This is a genomic window from Aeromonas sp. 1HA1 (assembly GCF_029237385.1).
GTDB classification, from domain to species: domain Bacteria; phylum Pseudomonadota; class Gammaproteobacteria; order Enterobacterales; family Aeromonadaceae; genus Aeromonas; species Aeromonas popoffii.
This window is the reverse complement of sequence record NZ_JAACGC010000019.1, coordinates 42,986-61,211: the sequence shown is the minus strand read 5'-3', so window position 1 is coordinate 61,211 and position 18,226 is coordinate 42,986. Positions and strand designations below refer to the sequence as shown.

Genomic DNA, 18,226 nt, shown 5'->3' with positions numbered 1-18,226 from the left:
CAAGGGATTTGTGCTGCTGACGTTGGTGGTAAACAACGTGAAATTCAAGGACGGAGTACAGGTGCTGGATGAGTCAGACAGGAATGCCGCCTGACCGACTCCATACACCAGATTTGACAATAGCTCTTGCCAGCTGGTGCCGCTATTGCCCATCAACCTGGGGTTGGGCTGGTTGCTTCTGGCTCGGCGCCATCCTACGCCTGGGCTAGAAATATTTTGCCAGGCCAAACGGGAGTGCTGTTTGATGCGGCTGGCGCCGTGGTTGCCAAGCTGGCTTACCTCAATGGCGTGGCCAAGTTGAAGGTGGGGGGAGTAACGTCCGAGGGATCAACCGATGCCCCCTTTCTGGGCTTGGCGGCCATCAATGGCCAGGTGTTCGGTTACTACCAGACCAAGGTGGTGGTGCGTTCATCGCAGTTTATTGCCTCACCAAAGAGCCGGATCTGGGTAGAGCTACATCCTGGGCAGACGTTGGCCACCATAGGCACCGAGTTCACCCCATTGTTGGCTGAATACGCCTATCTGGTATATCGCCATACCATCACCGCCGTTGCAGCCAACCAAGAGTCGCGTAGCCAATTCCTGCCACAAGATGTGGCATGGCGCGGCACCCCGCCGATGTATGCGGGGCCGGTCAACCTCCTGCAACAGACCCAATATCCGCTCTGCAAAGGGCGGGACTATTTCTGGATCCGCGATGGGGTACGCAACGTGGAGCAGGGCTATATCGAGAGCACCGTGACCATCAGCGGGGTGGGAGTGCGGCGCCGGGTGCTCTGCTTCACCCAGGATGGCGAGCTGGTTGGAGAGACCTACAGCCGCGCATCGGATGGGGTCTATCGGTTCGATCTGCTGTGGCTGAACAAGCGTTATATGTTGGTCGCTCAGGACGACCCCGCCTTTGGCCCTGCCGACTACAACGCCGTGGCCGCCGACTATCAGGCGCCGAAACCCTACCCGCCTGGCGGAGGCGTGGCGCCTGCGCCGTTCCCCATGATTGCCCCGCTCAAGAGGAAATAATCATGATCTCCTATGCCGAAGGGCTGCGCACCAGTCGCGCCCAGTTATTGGCCACGGCCATTGATACGGGCAGCGGGGCCAGTGCCAAGCTGACCATCTACACCGGCACCAAACCGGCGCCAGGGGCGGCCATCACCGACCAGCTGGCTCTGGTGGTGCTCACGTTCAACCACCCTTGCGCCAAGACGATCAGCGGTGGGGTGCTGACCCTGAAACCCCTGGCCGAGCAGATGGCCACCGCCAGCGGCGCCCCCACCTGGGGGCGCATTGTTGACCGGGATGGGGCCTTTGTGGCGGATCTCTATGTCGGGGTGCCGGGCAGCGGCGCCGATCTGGAGCTGCCAGCAGCGGAGTTTTTTGCCGGTGCGCTGATCCGCATCAATACCGCCACCATCACTGAACCGTAACCGGGGGCCCCATGGCCAGAAAGGATGCGAGCTTAGAACTACGCAAGGCCAGGAACAGCACCGGCCAGCTGGAGCTGAATCAGTCTGAGGTGGTGCGGCTGGTCGGCATCCTTAACGGTACCACCATGCCGCCGCGCCTGAGCGCGTCACCAGGGCTGGTGCTGGCATCGGTATTGGCTGGCGCCCCGCATCGCACCAGTGCTCAGCTGGGCGGTTCGGTGGTGTTGCCGGGGCGGCTGAGCAGCCATACCCATAGCCGGGGGGAACTGGTCGGCACGTTCGTCATTGAGTGCGTCATGGCCAGCACATCCCGCGCCCCGGTACCGGTGATCGCCGGGGAGTATGACCAGAACGTATTCCGAGGCCCTGCCAGTGCAATGGGGGATGCTTGGGAGCGGGCGGATAGCCATTCCCGGCACCTCAGTAGCGAATGGCAGAAGGCAGGCACCGAGCGGGCAACCAGCCGCGACCTGTGGCAACAGGCCGCCGCGCATCAGCAGCCGGTGGCTGAGCTGGGCGAGCAGATGCCCCAGACGTTCATGGCCAATCAACAGCGCTTTGCCGAGGGGCTGCCGGTCAGCCAGCAGAGCCGCCAGGGCTATGACAGCCTGGCCGCTGGCCATGTGGCGAATCACTCCCTATGGGTTGAGGCGGCGCCGGTTGGCAGCTGGCGCCTGGTCGGGTTCACCAACCCGCCGCGCTTTGACAAGGCTTGGCAGGCTGACCAGTGGCAAGAGGGCATCCCCATCGGTAAGGGGGTGGCCGCTCAAGCCTGGCACCACGGCAAGCCGCTGATAGAGGGCTGGCGTGATGGCTGGGACGAGGCCATGTGGCCACCCAAGGGCAAGACGCCACTGCCAGAACCACCCAAGCCACCCATCCGCCCCGATAAGCGGGTGCTGCGCTTGGCGTTCGGGCGCAAGCGCGACACAGCAGAGCTGGAGTTTGTCTGGCAGGGCAGTGATGCGGCAATCGTCATTCCAACCCGGAGGGTTTATCTGGTGAGCAATACAGCGAAGATCGTGCGGGTACGCGATGGGCTCGATATCCCGGCCACTGCGGTGAGTATCGAGCTCGATACCGACTCCTGGGCATGGCAGTTCAGCGCTCAAATCCCCCGTATCGCGGCGGCTGCGTTGACCGATGAGGAAGAGGTCAGCATTCATATCAACGGTCAGCAATGGGACTGCGTGTGCGATGGCTGGCAATCGAGCCAGAGCTTTGGCCGCGAGTCGGCAACGCTGACCGGCCGCTCGCGTACAGCTTACTTGTCGCCAACCCATGTATTGGCGCAGGCGGTGAGTGAGCCTGCTGCCGCGACCATGGCCCAACTGGCTGCGGCCGTATTGCCGGTGGGTTGGACGCTGGATTGGCAAGCGGCTGACTGGTTGGTACCTGCCGGGTTCTTTAGCCTGGATAACCAGACCCCGATCGAGGTGGTCAGGTACCTGGCCGAGGCGGCCGGTGGCTTTGTGCTGCCACACCAGCGCAACCGTCATCTGGTCATCAAGCCGCGTTATCCCGCAGTGCCGTGGCAGCTTGATACTGCTGTGGCCGATGTGGCGATCCCCAGAGCCATCATTACCACCTTGGGCAGTGACTTCCAGCCGGGTCATGCCGCCAACGGGATCTGGGTCAGCGGTGGCCACCAGGGCATCAGTGCGCGGGTGGTACGCCAGGGGACGGCTGGCGAACAGCAAGCGCCGACTATTACCCACCCGCTGGTATGTGATGTGACGGCAGCCCGTGCCCAAGGTGTGGTGGGGCTGGCCAAGACCATGCCCAGGCGCACTCAGACCATCGAGCTGCCGTTGTCTGCTGATACCGGTTTGATCTTACCGGGCGCTCTGCTCGCCGTGGATGGTTGGAAGGGCTACAACCGGGGCGTCAGGGTCTCTGCTGCGCTGCAGAATAGGGCCATGACGGTACGCCAGCAGCTGAGTGTGGAGCGATTTGTATGAACCTGTTTAAGCGATTCCTGGAGCTGGTGCCCGGCGCTGATCCCTTGTTGGTTGGTACCGTAACAGCAGTAGGCACCACGACCACCACTCTCACTGCGTTGGCGGGCGGGACAGTCACAGTAGGGGGCACCGGGGTAGCCATCGGCAAGAAGGCATTTTACAGGGGAGGGGAGCTGGCAGGAGAGGCGCCGGATTTACCGACCTATGAGATAGAGGTTTAATGCCGGTTTAACCGGCTTATCACACTCAGCGATTCCGGTGCCACCAAGTTTGATAAACTACTGGGCTGGTAGTTTCTCATTTTCCCCGTAACTCTTTTTCATTTTCGGCGGCGGGCTACATGAATCTGTTCATTTTCCCCGCAGTTCAACACATCAGAGCACCCTATCATGGCAAGATGAGGTATCTTATGCACCGATTTCATCCATTTAACGGATCCGAGACCCCCATATGATTATCAAACCCAAGGTTCGCGGCTTTATCTGCACCACCACTCACCCGGTTGGCTGTGAGGCCAATGTTCGTCGCCAGATCGCTTACACCCAAGAGCAGGGCATGATTGCCAATGGCCCCAAGCGGGTGCTGGTGATAGGCGCCTCCACCGGTTATGGTCTGGCCTCCAGGATTGCCACTGCCTTTGGTAGCGGCGCTGCCACCATTGGCGTCTTCTTCGAAAAGCCGAGCACCGAGACCAAGACGGGCTCCGCCGGTTGGTACAACTCAGCCGCCTTCGACAAGGCCGCCAAAGAGGCTGGTTTGTATGCGAAAAGCGTCAACGGCGATGCCTTCTCCAACGAGTGCCGCGCCAAGGTGATCGAGCTCATCAAGGCCGATCTGGGTCAAATTGATCTGGTGGTCTACTCCCTGGCCTCACCAGTGCGCAAGATGCCACAAACCGGTGAAGTCGTGCGTTCTGCCCTCAAACCGATCGGTGAGGTCTATACCACCACCGCCATCGATACCAACAAGGATCAGATCATCACCGCCACCGTCGAGCCGGCGAACGAGGAAGAGATCCAGAACACCATCACAGTGATGGGCGGTCAGGATTGGGAGCTGTGGATGGCTGCCCTGCGTGACGCGGGTGTGCTGGCCGACGGCGCCAAGTCCGTCGCTTACTCCTACATCGGCACCGATCTGACCTGGCCCATCTACTGGCATGGCACTCTGGGCCGCGCCAAGGAAGATCTGGACCGCGCCGCTACCGCCATCCGTGGCGATCTGGCTGCCAAGGGCGGCACCGCCCACGTGGCCGTGCTGAAATCCGTGGTGACCCAGGCCTCTTCCGCCATTCCGGTGATGCCGCTCTATATCTCCATGGCCTTCAAGATCATGAAAGAGAAGGGCATTCACGAGGGCTGCATGGAGCAGGTGGATCGCATGATGCGCACCCGTCTCTACGGGGAGGCGTTGGTACTGGACGAGCAGGCCCGCATCCGTATGGATGACTGGGAACTGCGTGATGACGTGCAGCAGACCTGCCGCGATCTGTGGCCCTCCATCACCAGCGAAAATCTCTCCGATCTGACCGACTACACCGGCTACAAGCAGGAGTTCCTGCGCCTGTTCGGTTTCGGTCTGGCCGAGGTGGATTACGAGGCGGATGTCAACCCGGACGTGACATTCGACGTGGTCGAGCTCTGATCCTGACGCAAGCGAAAACAGGGCCCCCTCTTTGGAAAAAGAGGGGGCTTTTTTTATCAACGCAATGGTGTGGCGGTGGCGTGGTTGCCTCGCACTATGGTCGTGAGAGGGATAGCGCCACATTGGTTGCCAGCATCATGGCGCGCAAGATGAAAAAAGGCTCCAAAGGAGCCTTTTTATTGCGATGAGTTGTGCTTACTGCTTGTAACCCTTGAGGAAGCGGGCGAGGCGACCAATGGCCTCTTCCAGCTCCTCTTCACGGGGCAGGAACACCAGCCGGAAGTGATCCGGCGCCGGCCAGTTGAAGCCGGTGCCCTGCACCAGCAGCAGTTTCTCTTGCTGCAGCAGGTCGAACACCATCTTCTGGTCATCGCGAATGTCATACACCTTGGGATCCAGGCGCGGGAACATGTAGAGCGCCCCCTTGGGCTTGACGCAGGAGACGCCGGGGATCTCGTTGAGCAGCTCCCACGCCTTGTCCCGCTGACGGCGCAGGCGGCCGCCCGGCAGGATCAGCTCGTTGATGCTCTGGTAGCCGCCGAGCGCGGTCTGGATGGCGTGCTGCATCGGCACGTTGGCACACAGCCGCATGGAGGCCAGCATCTCCAGCCCCTCGATATACCCCTTGGCACGGCCCTTGGGGCCGGTAATGACCATCCAGCCCTGACGGAAGCCACAGGCACGGTAGGCCTTGGATAGACCGTTGAAGGTCACCACCATCACATCGTCACACAGGGTGCAGACGCTGGTGTGAGAGATGTCGTCGTAGAGGATCTTGTCATAGATCTCGTCGGCGAAGATGATGAGGTTGTGCTGGCGGGCGATTTCGATCACCTCCAGCAGGAACTCGCTGCCGTAGACGGCGCCGGTCGGGTTGTTGGGGTTGATCAGCACCAGGCCGCGGGTGCGCGGCGTGATACGGGCGCGGATATCGTCGAGATCCGGATACCAGTCGGCGCCTTCGTCGCAGCGATAGTGCACCGCATGACCACCGGAGAGGGTGACGGCGGCAGTCCAGAGCGGGTAGTCGGGGGAGGGCACCAGCATCTCGTCGCCGTTGTTGAGCAGCGCCTGCATCGCCATCACGATCAGTTCGCTCGCGCCATTGCCGATGTAGATATCATCGATATCGACCTTGCGCATCCCTTTTTGCTGGTAGTACTGCATCACCGCCTTGCGGGCCGAGAAGAGCCCCTTGGAATCGCAGTAGCCCTGACTCAGCGGCATGTTGAGGATCACATCCTTGATGATCTCTTCCGGCGCATCGAAACCGAACGGGGCCGGGTTGCCGATATTGAGCTTGATAATGCGGTGGCCTTCGTCTTCGAGACGGCGAGCCTCTTTATGCACCGGGCCGCGAATGTCATAGCAGACATCGTCGAGCTTGTGCGACTTGTCGATAGTGAACATGGTGAGTGTGCTTCCTTCCCCGTGGGGACGCGTTGGCGAAAAAGGCGATTTTTAGTATCAAATTTCTTTTCCTCTATTCTTCACAGAATTGAATGCTAGAACAATCTTATTATTAGTAGAATTCCCTGATTTTTAGCCTTCAAACAGGGTTGCTGAAACGTTAAATTCAGCACAATCGTTTGTGTGAGCCGAGGTTCACTAGTGAAAGATGAGGGGCTGATTAACAAAGTTGCCCAACTGTGTTGAAATATTCGCATCCAATGGCACGATTGGCTTGCGATAAAAAGTCGTGGCTTGTCTCCTGTGTGGCGCCTTGGCGCGTCGTTGATGGGCCCATTTTGGTCATCTGTTGAGGTATTTCCATGCACGCACCCGCGCCCGGCCGTTATCGCCACTTCAAGGGAGGGTTTTATCAGGTGCTCACCCTGGCCCTGCACACCGAAACCCGGGAGCCGCTGGTGATCTATCAATCCGAGCAGGATGGGGTTGTCTATGCCCGTCCTGTCGCCCTGTTCATGGAGTGGATCGAGCATCAGGGGCAGGTGGTGAGCCGCTTCACCCCGACCGCGGGCTGAACGGCGGTTTGCACCATCAAAAAAGGCGCCATCAGGCGCCTTTTTCCCATGCGGGGGAGCTTACTGGTAGAGACCCAGGTTCTCTTTGGCATAGGCTTCGAAATCGGTGCAGCCACCAAGGTGCTGCTCGTCCAGGAAGATTTGCGGCACGGTATTGACCGGCTTGCCGGCGCTCTTGGCCAGATCTTCTTTGGTGATGCCTTCGGCGTGGATGTCCACGTAGCGGAATTTGAAGTCATCGCGCTGCTCGGTCAGCTGCTCGGCGACCTGTACGGCACGGACACAGTAGGGGCAACCCGGGCGACCAAAAATCACTGCAAACATATTTATTCTCCGTTCTTTAAGCCGTTTTTGTATGGCCGTTGATATGAGGCCGGCAACAGCATAGCCATGCCTCGTGGCGACTTGAAGCCGAAATTATCGATACCGTGATTCGAGTGGGCCTATTGCCGCATCGCGGGTCGGCGATATGGCGATGGTTGCCCCCCGATCCTCAGCAGCTCACTGCGGCTCGGCAATCTGGATCGGCTGCTGTTGATAGATGCTCTCAAGCACCCCTTTCTCGAACACTGTCCATGGCCAGGCGGCCTTGCTGGCACGGTAGCGCTCATGGGTGGCGGGATCCTGCGACAGGCCGCGCTGGAACATCACGAAGGCCTTGCGCTGGCCGCCTGCGGTATCGATGAAGCCGGCCAGATTGGAGGTGCCGGTGATGGTGCCGGTTTTGGCATGCACCTTGTTTTTCATCATGGGGGCGGTGACGCTGCGGCGCCAGGCCAGGGTGCCATCCACCTGAGAGCTGGGCAGCAACTTGATGAGACCGAGTTCGGCATCGTTTTTCTGGATGAAGTTGAGCACCGACAGCATCTGGCGGGCGCTGATGAGGTTGTGGGCCGAGAGACCCGAGCCGTCGGCCAGGGTGGCGTTGCCCAGATCGATACCGTTTTTGGTCAGGATGGCACGCACTGCCATGGTGCCGCTGCGATAGCTGCCCGGCTTGTTGTAGTAGTGACGGCCCACGGTTTTGAGGAAGGTGTCGGCGTAGAGGTTGTCAGATTTTTTCAACATCTTGGAGAGCATGATGGGCAATGAGACAGAATAGTGGGTGCCCAGCGTCTCGGCGCCGATCGGTGCCTTGTGGGTCACTCGCAGCAGCCCCTCGTGCTTGATGCCGGCCCGGTTCATCGCCCAGCGGATGTTGTCCCAGCCCCAGGCTTCCACGTCATGGATGGCGAAACGCAGACCCTGAGGCTCCTTGTTCGGGGTAATACAGCCCTTGAGCTCGTAGAAGTTGCCCTTGGCCATGTCCACTTCCAGTGCGCAGAACTGGCGCGCCATGTCACCGTAGCTCATCACTTCCACATTGTCGGCACCGATGCCGATGGCCACGCCAGTGGCCACATTGCCGGTGGCGGGTTTGCCAATCTGGGTAGCGGTGATGGTGCCATAGGCGCAGTTCTTGTCGATGATGACAGACGAGACCGGAGCAGCGAAGCAGAGGGTCTGATCCCCCCACGACCAGCCGTTGCCGCGCTCGTAGCCGTTGTAGGCGCCGGTGTTGACGTAGACATTGCCCTTGATGTGGGTGACGCCGAGCTGTTTGAACAGCGCCAGCAGATCCATTCGGGAGAGGGTGGGGTCGCCGACGAAGTTGATCCAGATGTCGCCTTTGATAGTGTCACCCTGTTTGGCGCCCGGCTGGGTCTGAATGTCGGTGGCAAAGCGAAAATCGGCCCCGAGCTCGAGGCGGGCGGCCAATGCGGTAAGCACCTTCATGGTGGAGGCGGGGGCGATCATCTGATCCGCATGACGGGCAAACTCAACGCCGTTATTGCCCTGCACTATGATGGCGTACTGGCCACCCTGAGGGGGCGTCAGCGGGGCGGCCTGGGCCGCCAGAGAAAAGAGAGCACAAAAACCAATCAACAGCCGCTGCATAAGATCCTCTAACGTGACGAAGGGTGTCGGCAGTGCGATGCCGACCCTGATAATTCAACCTGGTGTTACCCGTCGATGCGAAATCGACGGGGGTAACGCAATTCATGCCATTTATGCCGGTCGCCAGTGACTATCACGCCATCGAGTTGGCGGTGCGATAGCGGCCGTCATAATCAAAAATCTTCTCTTTTATCTGCCAAAAACGGCCCGATTTGCGGGCGATGACAAAATCCGGATGACGGAACTGACTTTGCGCGGCCAGCACGCTCGCCAGGGTGGTGAATTCGGGCTCCAGCCCCGGGGCGGGCCAATGATGACGCACAAAGCGCTGTTGAAACAAGCGTTGTGCGCCCGGGGAGTGAAAACCGAAGTATTCACTCAGGGTCAGACCATCCTCATCGTGGTAGGTCACCTCCAGCCGTTCCCCCTGTTTGCCGCGCCCTGCGGTGAGGGTCAGCCCCGCGCAGCGAATGACCATGCAATCTTTGAGATTGAGGGCTTCTTTGAGTTTGTCGTCCGGATCCACCAGCAGCTGATCGCAGCTCTGGCAGCGGCGGGCGGCGATGTCGTTTTCGGCGCCGCAGGCGGGGCAAATTTTTGACCGAAAGCGGTAGTCGCACTCCTCGCGGTTGCCCTCGTCATCTTCAAACAAGCCCTGACAGCGGCGACCGTAGTGCTCAATCACCTTGCCATCCTCATCGGTTTTACCCCAGAAGGTGTTGGCAAAGCCGCAGGCGGGGCAGGGCACCTGCACCGGCTCGGTGCCGGCGTGAGGCCTGGGCTCCCCCACCTCGGGGGCAAACAGATTGAAGTTGTTGCCCGCATAGTCGAGCACCAGACAATCGGCCTTGCCCGGCGAGAGGCGCAGGCCGCGGCCGACGATCTGTTGATAGAGCGAGACCGACTCGGTGGGGCGCAGCATGACGATGAGATCCACGTGGGGGGCATCGAAGCCGGTGGTGAGCACGGCCACATTGACCAGAAACTTGAGCTCTCGCGCCTTGAAGGCATGGATCAGGGCGTCGCGCTCCGGGCCCGGCGTCTCGCCGGTGATCAGGGCCGCTTGCTCCCCTTTGGCGCCGAGCAGGCCGTGGATCTCGCTGGCATGCTCGACGGTGGCGGCGAAGATCATCACTCCTTGCCGGTCGGCGGCGTACTCCAGCACCTGGCTCAGGATATGGGGGGTGACCCGCTGCTGGCGTTTGAGCTCGCCATTGAGATCCGCCTCGCTGAACAGGCCGTTCTCCCGCGCCACCAGCTTGCTGAAGTCATAGTGGACGATGGGGGCATCGACGAGACGGGGTGGCGTCAGGTAGCCGTTTTTCACCATGAAGCGCAGGGGCAGCTCGAACACGCAGTCGCCAAACAGTCGCTCGCCGTGACTCTTCACCATGCCATGGTAGTGGCGCCGGTAGATCCAGCCCAGCCCCAGCCGATAGGGGGTGGCGGTGAGACCCAGAATTTTGAGGGCCGGATTGGCGGCCTTGAGATGCTCGATCACCTGATGGTACTGGCTGTCATCATCGAGCGAAACCCGATGACACTCGTCGATGATGAGCAGCGAGAAAGCGCCGTCGAAGGCCGCCAGATTGCGGGCGACCGATTGCACCGAGCCAAACACCACCTGCGCGCTCGCCTCCTTGCGGGCGAGGCCTGCGGCAAAGATATCGGCCTTGAGCCCCCACGCCTCGTACTTGGCGTGGTTCTGCTCCACCAGCTCCTTGACGTGGGCCAGCACCAGTACCCGACCGCGCGCCTTGCGGGCCAGCTCGGCGATCACCAGACTCTTGCCGGCGCCGGTGGGCAGCACCACCACGGCGGGGTCCGGGTGCTGGCGAAAGTGGCTGATCACGGCATTGACGGCGTCGGTTTGATAGGGTCTGAGAACGAACATGGGGAACGGCTGTGGTGCAGGATGGCGCCATTATAGGGGTCTTGGCGCCACAAAAATAGCGGGCCGGCATGATGCCGGCCCGCTGGGAGTGTTGCGTTGATTAATGGAAGGGGAAAACGTAGTTCATCCAGCTCGCCATGCGCAGCAGCACCTTGCGCATCACGGCGACGTGGTGGAAATGCTGGGTATAGATGGCGGCCTGACCGCTGGCCCCGGCGATCACCTGATACTTGGGCCACTCGGGGTCGGTGATTTTGATGGTGACTGGCAGGCGGCCCGGGCGCTGGGCCGTGCTCTGATCCAGCAGCCCCATGTTGGCCTGCACGTTACCGGCGGCGATAGCGGGCAACACTATGGTCACTTCCCCCTTGAAGATCTTGCCCGGGATGCCGTCTATCACCACCTCGGCCTCATCGCCGATGGCCAGCCGTTGCATGCTGTTTTGCCAGAACCAGCCCGCATAGTAGTTCTCGTTTTGGTGCACGAAGGTCATGACGGGGCGGTAGAGGTAGGGAGTGGCAATCATGCCGGGACGGAGCGCCAGTTGCAGCACGAAGCCATCCGAGGGGGCGTGGACGACAGTCTGCTCGAGGTCATACTGAGCCTTCTTCAGCTGAGCTTGAATATCGTTGAACAGGGCTTGCTGCTGATCCCGCTGGGAGACCAGATCGTCGACATTGGCCTGGCTCACGTCGAGATCCCGCTGCTTGCCGATACCACGGCGCACCAGCTCCTGGAAGCGACCGAGATCCAGCCTGGCGGATCTCAGCCTGGCCTGGATGGATTTGACGTGATCCTGATTGGACTGGAGTCGCGCCTGCAGGCTGGCAACCTGTTGCTCGAACGGCTCGGCCTCAATACGAAACAGTACATCCCCTTGTTTCACCTTCTGATTCGGCTTGACCGACACCTCGGCCACACGACCCTTCACCAGCGGCACTATGGGGGTGGAGACGTAGTAATTGCGCGCCATTTCCGAGTAGGGGTGGTTGTAGTTCATCAGTATGATCAGTGTACCTATGATGAGCACCCCGCCCAGTGCCGCGGTGGGCACTGTCCACTTGTTGAGCGGAATGCGGAAAATCTTGAACACGGCCACGCACAGTGCTGTGTAGGTCAGGATCAGTAGCAGGTCCATAATTTATCCCTGTTGTTCAGTCTGTTCGATGGTGTTGATGCGCGTCTTGAGATCGGTGAGTTCCTGCTTGAGCAGTTGTATCTCGTCCTCATCCTGTTTAAGGCGCTGGTTGAAGCCCCATCCCCGCTCGGGGCGATAGAGGGTGGCCCAGATCCAGAGGAATGGCCAGAGTACATGCAGGGTAAACAGACTGACCCATCCCGCCACGTGGATGGCATCCTGATGGGGGTGCTGCCGGTGTTTGGCTATTTCATAAGGAATGTCGTGGATCACTATGATCCCGTAGAACATGACCAGCCCGACGAAAAAGAGCAGGCCAAGGGCAAAATAATCAAGGAACATGGGGGTCTCCAGAGGTTTGATATACAACCAATCATTGGATTCCATTTTTTATAAAGCAATGGGGAATCACACGTTTATCGGTTTTGAGGACGGCATCTTAAGCAACATTGTTGTACTGGAGCTTAAGTGAGTCTGAAGTCGTCAAACAGTATGGTGTGCCATACGTCGCAAGTCCAAAAAAGTCCTATCGATGACAATCACTTACTGGAGGAGTATGGCATCACTGGCGTGAAATGAGTAATGAAAAAGGAGCCTAAATGGCTCCCTTTGTTTCAGTGTTTGAATCGGTCAACGTTAGCTGGTGCTGCTCACCAGTGCCGGTCTGAATTTCACCAGGAAGGCCACCGTCGTCACCAGGGTGCAGATGAGGCCTATGATGGTGGAGATGCCCATTTCCAACCCGAAACCTATAGGGGCGTTGGCCAGATAGGTAAACACCACGGCGGTCATAAACATGGCAGGGATGGTGCAGACCCAGTGCAGCTTGCCTTCTTTGGCCAGATAGGCCGCCGCAGTCCACAGCATGATGACGGCCGTGGTCTGGTTGGCCCAGCCAAAGTAGCGCCAGATCACCCCGAACTCGGCCTTGGAGATGATGAAACCAAGGATGAACATGGGGATGGCGATCAGCAGACGCTTGACCAGCGGCCTCTGGGTCATCTTGAGGAAGTCCGCCACGATCAGGCGAGCACTGCGAAACGCGGTATCGCCGGAGGTGATGGGCAGGATCACCACGCCGAGGATGGCGAGGATGCCGCCCACGGTGCCGAGCAGGCTGGTGGAGACTTCATGTACCACAGCCGCCGGACCGCCGTTGGCCATGGTGGCGTTGAGCGCTTCGGTACTGTCGTAGAAGGAGAGACCCAGGGTACACCAGATGAGAGCGATGATCCCTTCACCGATCATTGCGCCGTAGAAGATGAAGCGACCGGATTTTTCGTTCTGCATGCAGCGAGCCATCAGCGGTGACTGGGTGGCGTGAAAGCCCGATACCGCGCCACAGGCGATGGTGATGAACAGCAGCGGCCACAGCGGCAACTCGGTCGGGTGCAGGTTGGAGAAGTCCATCCCTGTGTTGTAGAAGCCTTTGCCGGAGACAATCAGACCAATGATAAGGCCGACTGACATGAACACCAGCAGTGCGCCGAAGATGGGGTAGAAACGGCCGATGATCTTGTCGATGGGGACTATGGTCGCCAGGATGTAGTAGGCAAAAATCGCCACAATCCAGTAGACCATATCGGTGGAGGTGAGGTTGGCGAGCAAGCCTGCCGGGCTCAGCACGAACACCACGCCAACCAGCATCAGCAGTACCACGGCAAACAGGTTCATGAAGTGCTTGGCGACGGTGCCCAGATGTTCGCCGACCACGGTCGGTACCGAGGCGCCCTTGGCGCGCACTGACAGCATGCCGGAGAAGTAGTCGTGTACTGCGCCGGCGAAGATGCAGCCAAACACGATCCACAGCATGGCGACCGGGCCGTAGAGGGCACCGAGGATGGGACCGAAGATGGGGCCGACGCCTGCGATGTTGAGCAGTTGTACCAGATAGACTTTTTTGTCCGACATGGGGACATAGTCCACCCCGTCAGCCATGGTGATGGCGGGGGTGGCGCGCTCGGGTTTCGGGCCGAATATCCGCTCGATGAATTTGCCATATATGAAATAGCCGGCGACAAGTAGGCCGACACATAGGAAGAACCAGATCATTACTACGCTCCTGCATTGTTATTTTTTAGTATGCGTCGCGAGTTTAAAACGCTTGCTTCTCTCTGGCAGGCGAAACCTCCCGAGTGGCGCTTTGGCGCGCCGAGTGGTCAGCGGCTGTGATCAGGCGCACATTCCCTGGGTCAGTCCAGCCCCAGTTGATCCTTTAGCTCCTTGAGATAGCGACGGCTGACCGGCACCCGGGCGCCGCTCGGCGTGAGGATCTCCGCCAGCTGGTTATCCAGCAGCCGGATCTCGAAGATGGCCTTGGGGGAGACCAGGTACTGGCGGTGACAACGCAACAGGAGGCTCTTTTCCTCCAGGGATTTGAGGGTGAGCTGGGTGTGGAACAGCTCCCCCTGACAAGCAACGTGGACGCCGCCGAGATCGGAAAAGGCATACTCCACCTGAGCGATCGGCAGCAGCCGTACCCGATTGTGCAGATAGCCCGGAATGTGTTCGATGGTGGGGGCCAGCCGCTCGACCGGCTGCGGGGAGATATCCTGCTTGAGGCGAGCCAGCGTCTTGGCCAGCCGTGCCGGTTCCACCGGTTTGAGCAGGTAGTCGAAGGCGTTCTCCTCAAATGCCTGAATGGCATACTCGTCGAAGGCGGTGACAAACACGATGCGGGGCAGGGGATCGAGCATGGCCACCAGTTCCATGCCGCTCAGCTTGGGCATCTGGATGTCGAGAAACACCACATCCGGTTTGAGCCGCTGGATCAGTGGCAGCGCCTCGATGGCGTTGGCCGCTTCACCGACTATCTCGATGGCGGGATCGCTGGCAAGGTGCAGTTTCAGCTCCTCGCGGGCGTAATGTTCGTCATCAACAATCAGGGTGCGGATCATGGTTGCTCCTTGGGGATGGTGAACGAAACCCGGGTCCACTGCTCCGGCTCGCACGCAATGGTCACGCCGTAGCGTTCGCCAAAGGCGCTCTTGAGCCGTCGGTCGACGATGGTCATGCCAAGACCGTCACCGGCGGGCCTTTCTTGCCAGGCGCCGGCGTTGTCTTCCACATGGATGGTGACACTGGTGGGATGTTCCTCGGTATAGAGGCGAATGCGCCCCTGTTCCAGCAGCGTCGAGATGCCGTGCTTGATGGCATTTTCGATCAGCGGCTGCAGGGTGAAGCTTGGCAGGCGCAAGGTGGCCAGGTGGAGCGGGATCTCTTTGACCACCGTCAATCGGTCGCCAAAACGGGCTAGCTCGATCTCCAGATAAGACTGGCAGTGCTCCTGCTCCTCCTGCAGGGTGGCCAGCCCGCTCTGGCGCTTGAGGTTCTTGCGAAAGAACAGCGACAGGTGCAGCAGCAAATCCCGCGCTTTGTCGGGATCGCGCCGGGTGATGGCACTGATGGTATTGAGGGTGTTGAACAGAAAATGGGGGTTGATCTGGGCCTGGATCAGCTTGAGCTCGGATTGCACCAGCAGCCGCTGATGCTGCTCCAGCCGACCAGCCAGCAGTTGCTGTGACAGCAGGTTGGCGATCCCTTCCCCCAGGGTGTGGTTGATCTTGAGAAACAGCCGTTTCTTCGGCTCATACAGCTTGATGGTACCGATCACCCCCTTGTCACCCTGCAGCGGGATCACGAGCACAGAGCCCAGCTGGCAAGCAGGCGAGAGGCTGCAGCGATAGGGCTGGCTGTTGCCATCGGCAAACAGCACCTTGTTGTGCGTGATGGCCTTCATGGTGGTGGCTGACGCGATGGGCGTACCTGGCAGATGGTGATCTTCTCCGATGCCGATAAAAGCGAGGATCTTGTCGGTATCCGTGATGGCGACCGCACCTACGCCGGTCTCCTCCTGAATGATGCGGGCAATCTTGCGGCTCGCCTCCGGGGTAAAGCCCTGGCTCATGATGCCGACCGTGCGATTGGCGATATTGAGCGCTTTGGCGGAGAAGACCCGGGAGAATTTTTCATACATCCGCTGCTGGTCGCGGATCATGCTGATAAAGAGCGCGGCACCGCAGGAGTTGGCCAGGATCATGGGGGTGGCGATGGTGCGCACCAGCAGCAGAGCCTGTTCGAACGGGGTGGCCACCAGCAGGATGATCAGCATCTGCATGATCTCGGCATAGAGGGTGGTAAAGAAGGCGATACGCGGTTCAAACAGGGCATCTGTCCGCCCGGAGCGCATCAGCCGCCAGTGCACCAGCCCCCCCAGCAAGCCCTCAAGGGTGGTGGAGATGGCGCAGGCGAGATCGGTAAATCCCCCTAGCGTGTAGCGGTGCAGGCCACCGGTCAGCCCTACCAGAAAGCCCACCAGCGGGCCTCCCAGCAGCCCCCCCAATACGGCGCCGACTGCCCGGGTGTTGGCGATGGCATCATCGATATCGAGCCCGACATAGGTGCCGAGGATGCAAAAGCCGGAAAAAATAATGTATATCAGTATCTTGTGAGGAAGTCTGACGGAATAGTTGGCCAGGGGACGCAGCAGCGGACTCTTGGAGAAGAGATAGGCGATCACCAGACTGACGCTCATCTGTTGAAGCAGGGAGAGGATCAACTGCATAAAAAACGTTCCTCAGAGTCCGTGCCGAAAAAAGCGGCAGTCATGAATAAGTGTGATCAGGATCTTGTTCTGTGAGCAAGGTGCGTTCGATTGTGGGCGAAGTTTGCCAGAAACGTGAAATAAAACCATATCAAATCAGCATGTTAAATTGATATTTGTATAATCGCCCCAGGGTTGGTATTGCTGGATGGAGCATGAATGTATCCGCTGGATACGCCACACGGAGGTGGCATGCTCCGCCCTGCCCCCTGGCTGGGCGTTTTTTATCCAGGGTCGGCAGTGAACCCTTTTGAAGGTAATTGGGCAATTATTCAGGTTTGTCCAATGAGTTATCCCCAGCTTCTGGGGATAACTCAGAAGGCAAAATAGTAACAGAAACGCCGGGTAAGGTTAAAAAACAGCCTTTGTCCCTCATCCAGGTCTTCTTGCTTGATAAATGACTTGATGGTGCGCTCATCCTCCCGCAGATCCAGCATGGCCACCCCTTCCGGTCGCTGCGCTTTGAGGTAGGGCAGTACCTTGGGTTTGAGGGGCATGGTGGGCTCGGTTGAGAGCACCAGCGCCACAGAGTCGTCGGAGAGCTGCACCAGTGAACCGGGGGGATAGACTCCCAACACCTTGATCAGCAGCTTGACCAGATCCTGATCGAACTTCTTCTGGGACAGCTTGTAGAGCTGGCTGATGGCCTGGCTCGGGGCGGCCGGGGTCGCACTGCTGCGCGGGTGCAGCAGCTCGTCATAGTAGTCCACCAGCCCGATGATCCGTGCCAGTGGCGGGATCTCGCCGCCCTTGATGCCCAGAGGAAAGCCGCTGCCATCGAGCCGCTCGTGGTGCAGATGGGCCACCTGGCGGATCTTGAACTCAAATGCCTGTAACTGGGTCAGCATCTCCAGCCCGTACTGGGGATGCATGTTGAGAAAATTTTGCTCTGACTTGTTGAGATCCCCTCGTTTCTGGGTGATCTGGCTCGGGATTCTCAGCTCTCCGATATCGTGTACAAGGCCTGCCAGTCCAGTTTCCTCGATCTCGATGGGGTTCATGCCGAGTTCCCGGGCCATCAGCATGGCGATGAAAGCCACGTTCAGGCTGTGCTGCAGCAATATGTCGGTGTGCGGGCTGCGAATGAGATGCAGGCCGAGTGGCCCCTCGTGTTCACTGATACGGGCGGCGGCATTGCGCACTATTTGCGCCGTATTAGCCAGCCCTTCGTCAGGCTTGAGGTTGAGGGCCCCCAGTGCATCGCGCAGCTCGGACATGGATTGGCCAAAGGCTTTATCGGCGGCGCGCAGGGAGCGGCGGAAAGCTTTCTCGTCGAAGGGAGTGAGGCCCGTGTCTATGACCTCATCGATGATCGACAGATCGGGGCCGGCGGCGGGGATATCGCCGCGCAAGATGGGCTCTATGGGCAGGTCGCTCTTGTCCGGATCCACCATCAACAGATTGAGGTCGAGATGGCGAATGATGTCGAGTTGTTGCTGATCCTTGATCTTGAAGGCATTGAACATAAAAGGGTGACTGGTCCATCCTGTGGGGAGATGGATGTAGTGGCCGATCCGTAACTGCTCTATCGAGGCTTGTATCAGCGACATGTGCTAACTCGAGGTCCATGAATGCTTACCAACAAGCTAGCAAAATTAGAGAGATAGACAAACAAAAAAGCCCGCGCATGTGCGCG

Annotated in this window: 16 protein-coding genes; 6 read left to right on the top strand and 10 right to left on the bottom strand. The window is 59.3% G+C overall.

Going from position 1 to position 18,226, the window contains the following annotated elements; translation table 11 throughout:
- Window positions 1-216 precede the first annotated feature (216 nt).
- From GWQ22_RS08585 to fabV, 5 genes are all read left to right on the top strand, one after another.
- Window positions 217-1,020 (top strand): hypothetical protein, encoded by an 804-nt coding sequence (locus GWQ22_RS08585; protein WP_275930040.1) that lies wholly within the window; start codon window positions 217-219, stop codon window positions 1,018-1,020.
- A 2-nt stretch (window positions 1,021-1,022) separates the two neighbouring features.
- Entirely contained in the window at window positions 1,023-1,427 is a 405-nt protein-coding gene (locus GWQ22_RS08580) for a hypothetical protein (RefSeq protein WP_275930039.1), read from the top strand.
- An 11-nt stretch (window positions 1,428-1,438) separates the two neighbouring features.
- Window positions 1,439-3,388, top strand: a complete 1,950-nt coding sequence (locus GWQ22_RS08575) for a hypothetical protein (RefSeq protein WP_275930038.1) — start codon at window positions 1,439-1,441, stop codon at window positions 3,386-3,388.
- Window positions 3,385-3,609 (top strand): hypothetical protein, encoded by a 225-nt coding sequence (locus tag GWQ22_RS08570; RefSeq protein WP_275930037.1) that lies wholly within the window; start codon window positions 3,385-3,387, stop codon window positions 3,607-3,609. Before GWQ22_RS08575 ends, GWQ22_RS08570 begins: the two co-directional genes overlap by 4 nt.
- Window positions 3,610-3,838: 229 nt before the next feature.
- Window positions 3,839-5,032 carry an enoyl-ACP reductase FabV gene (gene fabV / locus GWQ22_RS08565; protein WP_275930036.1) on the top strand — a complete coding sequence of 398 codons (1,194 nt, stop codon included), beginning with the start codon at window positions 3,839-3,841 and terminating at the stop codon, window positions 5,030-5,032.
- A gap of 195 nt (window positions 5,033-5,227) precedes the next feature.
- Here fabV and GWQ22_RS08560 read toward each other — a convergent pair whose 3' ends face one another.
- Window positions 5,228-6,442, bottom strand: coding sequence for a pyridoxal phosphate-dependent aminotransferase (locus GWQ22_RS08560; protein ID WP_029300366.1), 1,215 nt, complete (start codon window positions 6,440-6,442; stop codon window positions 5,228-5,230).
- A 362-nt stretch (window positions 6,443-6,804) separates the two neighbouring features.
- Between GWQ22_RS08560 and GWQ22_RS08555 the strand changes: the two genes are divergently transcribed.
- Entirely contained in the window at window positions 6,805-7,017 is a 213-nt protein-coding gene (locus GWQ22_RS08555; protein ID WP_042036731.1) for a DUF1653 domain-containing protein, read from the top strand.
- 60 nt (window positions 7,018-7,077) lie between these two features.
- On the opposite strand, the gene GWQ22_RS08550 is transcribed toward GWQ22_RS08555, so the two are convergent.
- The 9 genes from GWQ22_RS08550 to GWQ22_RS08510 form a co-directional block, all read right to left on the bottom strand.
- A complete protein-coding gene (locus tag GWQ22_RS08550) occupies window positions 7,078-7,341 on the bottom strand; it encodes a GrxA family glutaredoxin (protein ID WP_042036732.1) in 264 nt (87 codons plus the stop codon).
- Window positions 7,342-7,518: 177 nt separating this feature from the next.
- On the bottom strand, window positions 7,519-8,955 hold the full coding sequence (dacB, locus tag GWQ22_RS08545) for a D-alanyl-D-alanine carboxypeptidase/D-alanyl-D-alanine-endopeptidase (protein WP_275930035.1): 1,437 nt from the start codon (window positions 8,953-8,955) through the stop codon (window positions 7,519-7,521).
- Window positions 8,956-9,088: 133 nt separating this feature from the next.
- Window positions 9,089-10,849: a DEAD/DEAH box helicase gene (locus GWQ22_RS08540; RefSeq protein WP_275930034.1), complete on the bottom strand. Its 1,761-nt coding sequence runs from the start codon at window positions 10,847-10,849 to the stop codon at window positions 9,089-9,091.
- 100 nt (window positions 10,850-10,949) lie between these two features.
- Entirely contained in the window at window positions 10,950-11,987 is a 1,038-nt protein-coding gene (locus tag GWQ22_RS08535) for an HlyD family secretion protein (protein WP_275930033.1), read from the bottom strand.
- A gap of 3 nt (window positions 11,988-11,990) precedes the next feature.
- Window positions 11,991-12,329 carry a DUF3302 domain-containing protein gene (locus GWQ22_RS08530; protein ID WP_275930032.1) on the bottom strand — a complete coding sequence of 113 codons (339 nt, stop codon included), beginning with the start codon at window positions 12,327-12,329 and terminating at the stop codon, window positions 11,991-11,993.
- Window positions 12,330-12,623: 294 nt separating this feature from the next.
- A complete protein-coding gene (locus GWQ22_RS08525) occupies window positions 12,624-14,039 on the bottom strand; it encodes a carbon starvation protein A (protein WP_042036743.1) in 1,416 nt (471 codons plus the stop codon).
- Between the two features lie 140 nt (window positions 14,040-14,179).
- The gene (gene btsR, locus GWQ22_RS08520; RefSeq protein WP_108536265.1) at window positions 14,180-14,884 is read right to left on the bottom strand and encodes a two-component system response regulator BtsR; all 705 of its coding nucleotides are present in this window, start codon (window positions 14,882-14,884) and stop codon (window positions 14,180-14,182) included.
- On the bottom strand, window positions 14,881-16,551 hold the full coding sequence (locus GWQ22_RS08515; RefSeq protein ID WP_275930031.1) for a sensor histidine kinase: 1,671 nt from the start codon (window positions 16,549-16,551) through the stop codon (window positions 14,881-14,883). Before GWQ22_RS08515 ends, btsR begins: the two co-directional genes overlap by 4 nt.
- 353 nt (window positions 16,552-16,904) lie before the next feature.
- Window positions 16,905-18,140: an HD-GYP domain-containing protein gene (locus tag GWQ22_RS08510; RefSeq protein ID WP_042036746.1), complete on the bottom strand. Its 1,236-nt coding sequence runs from the start codon at window positions 18,138-18,140 to the stop codon at window positions 16,905-16,907.
- Window positions 18,141-18,226: the final 86 nt, after the last annotated feature.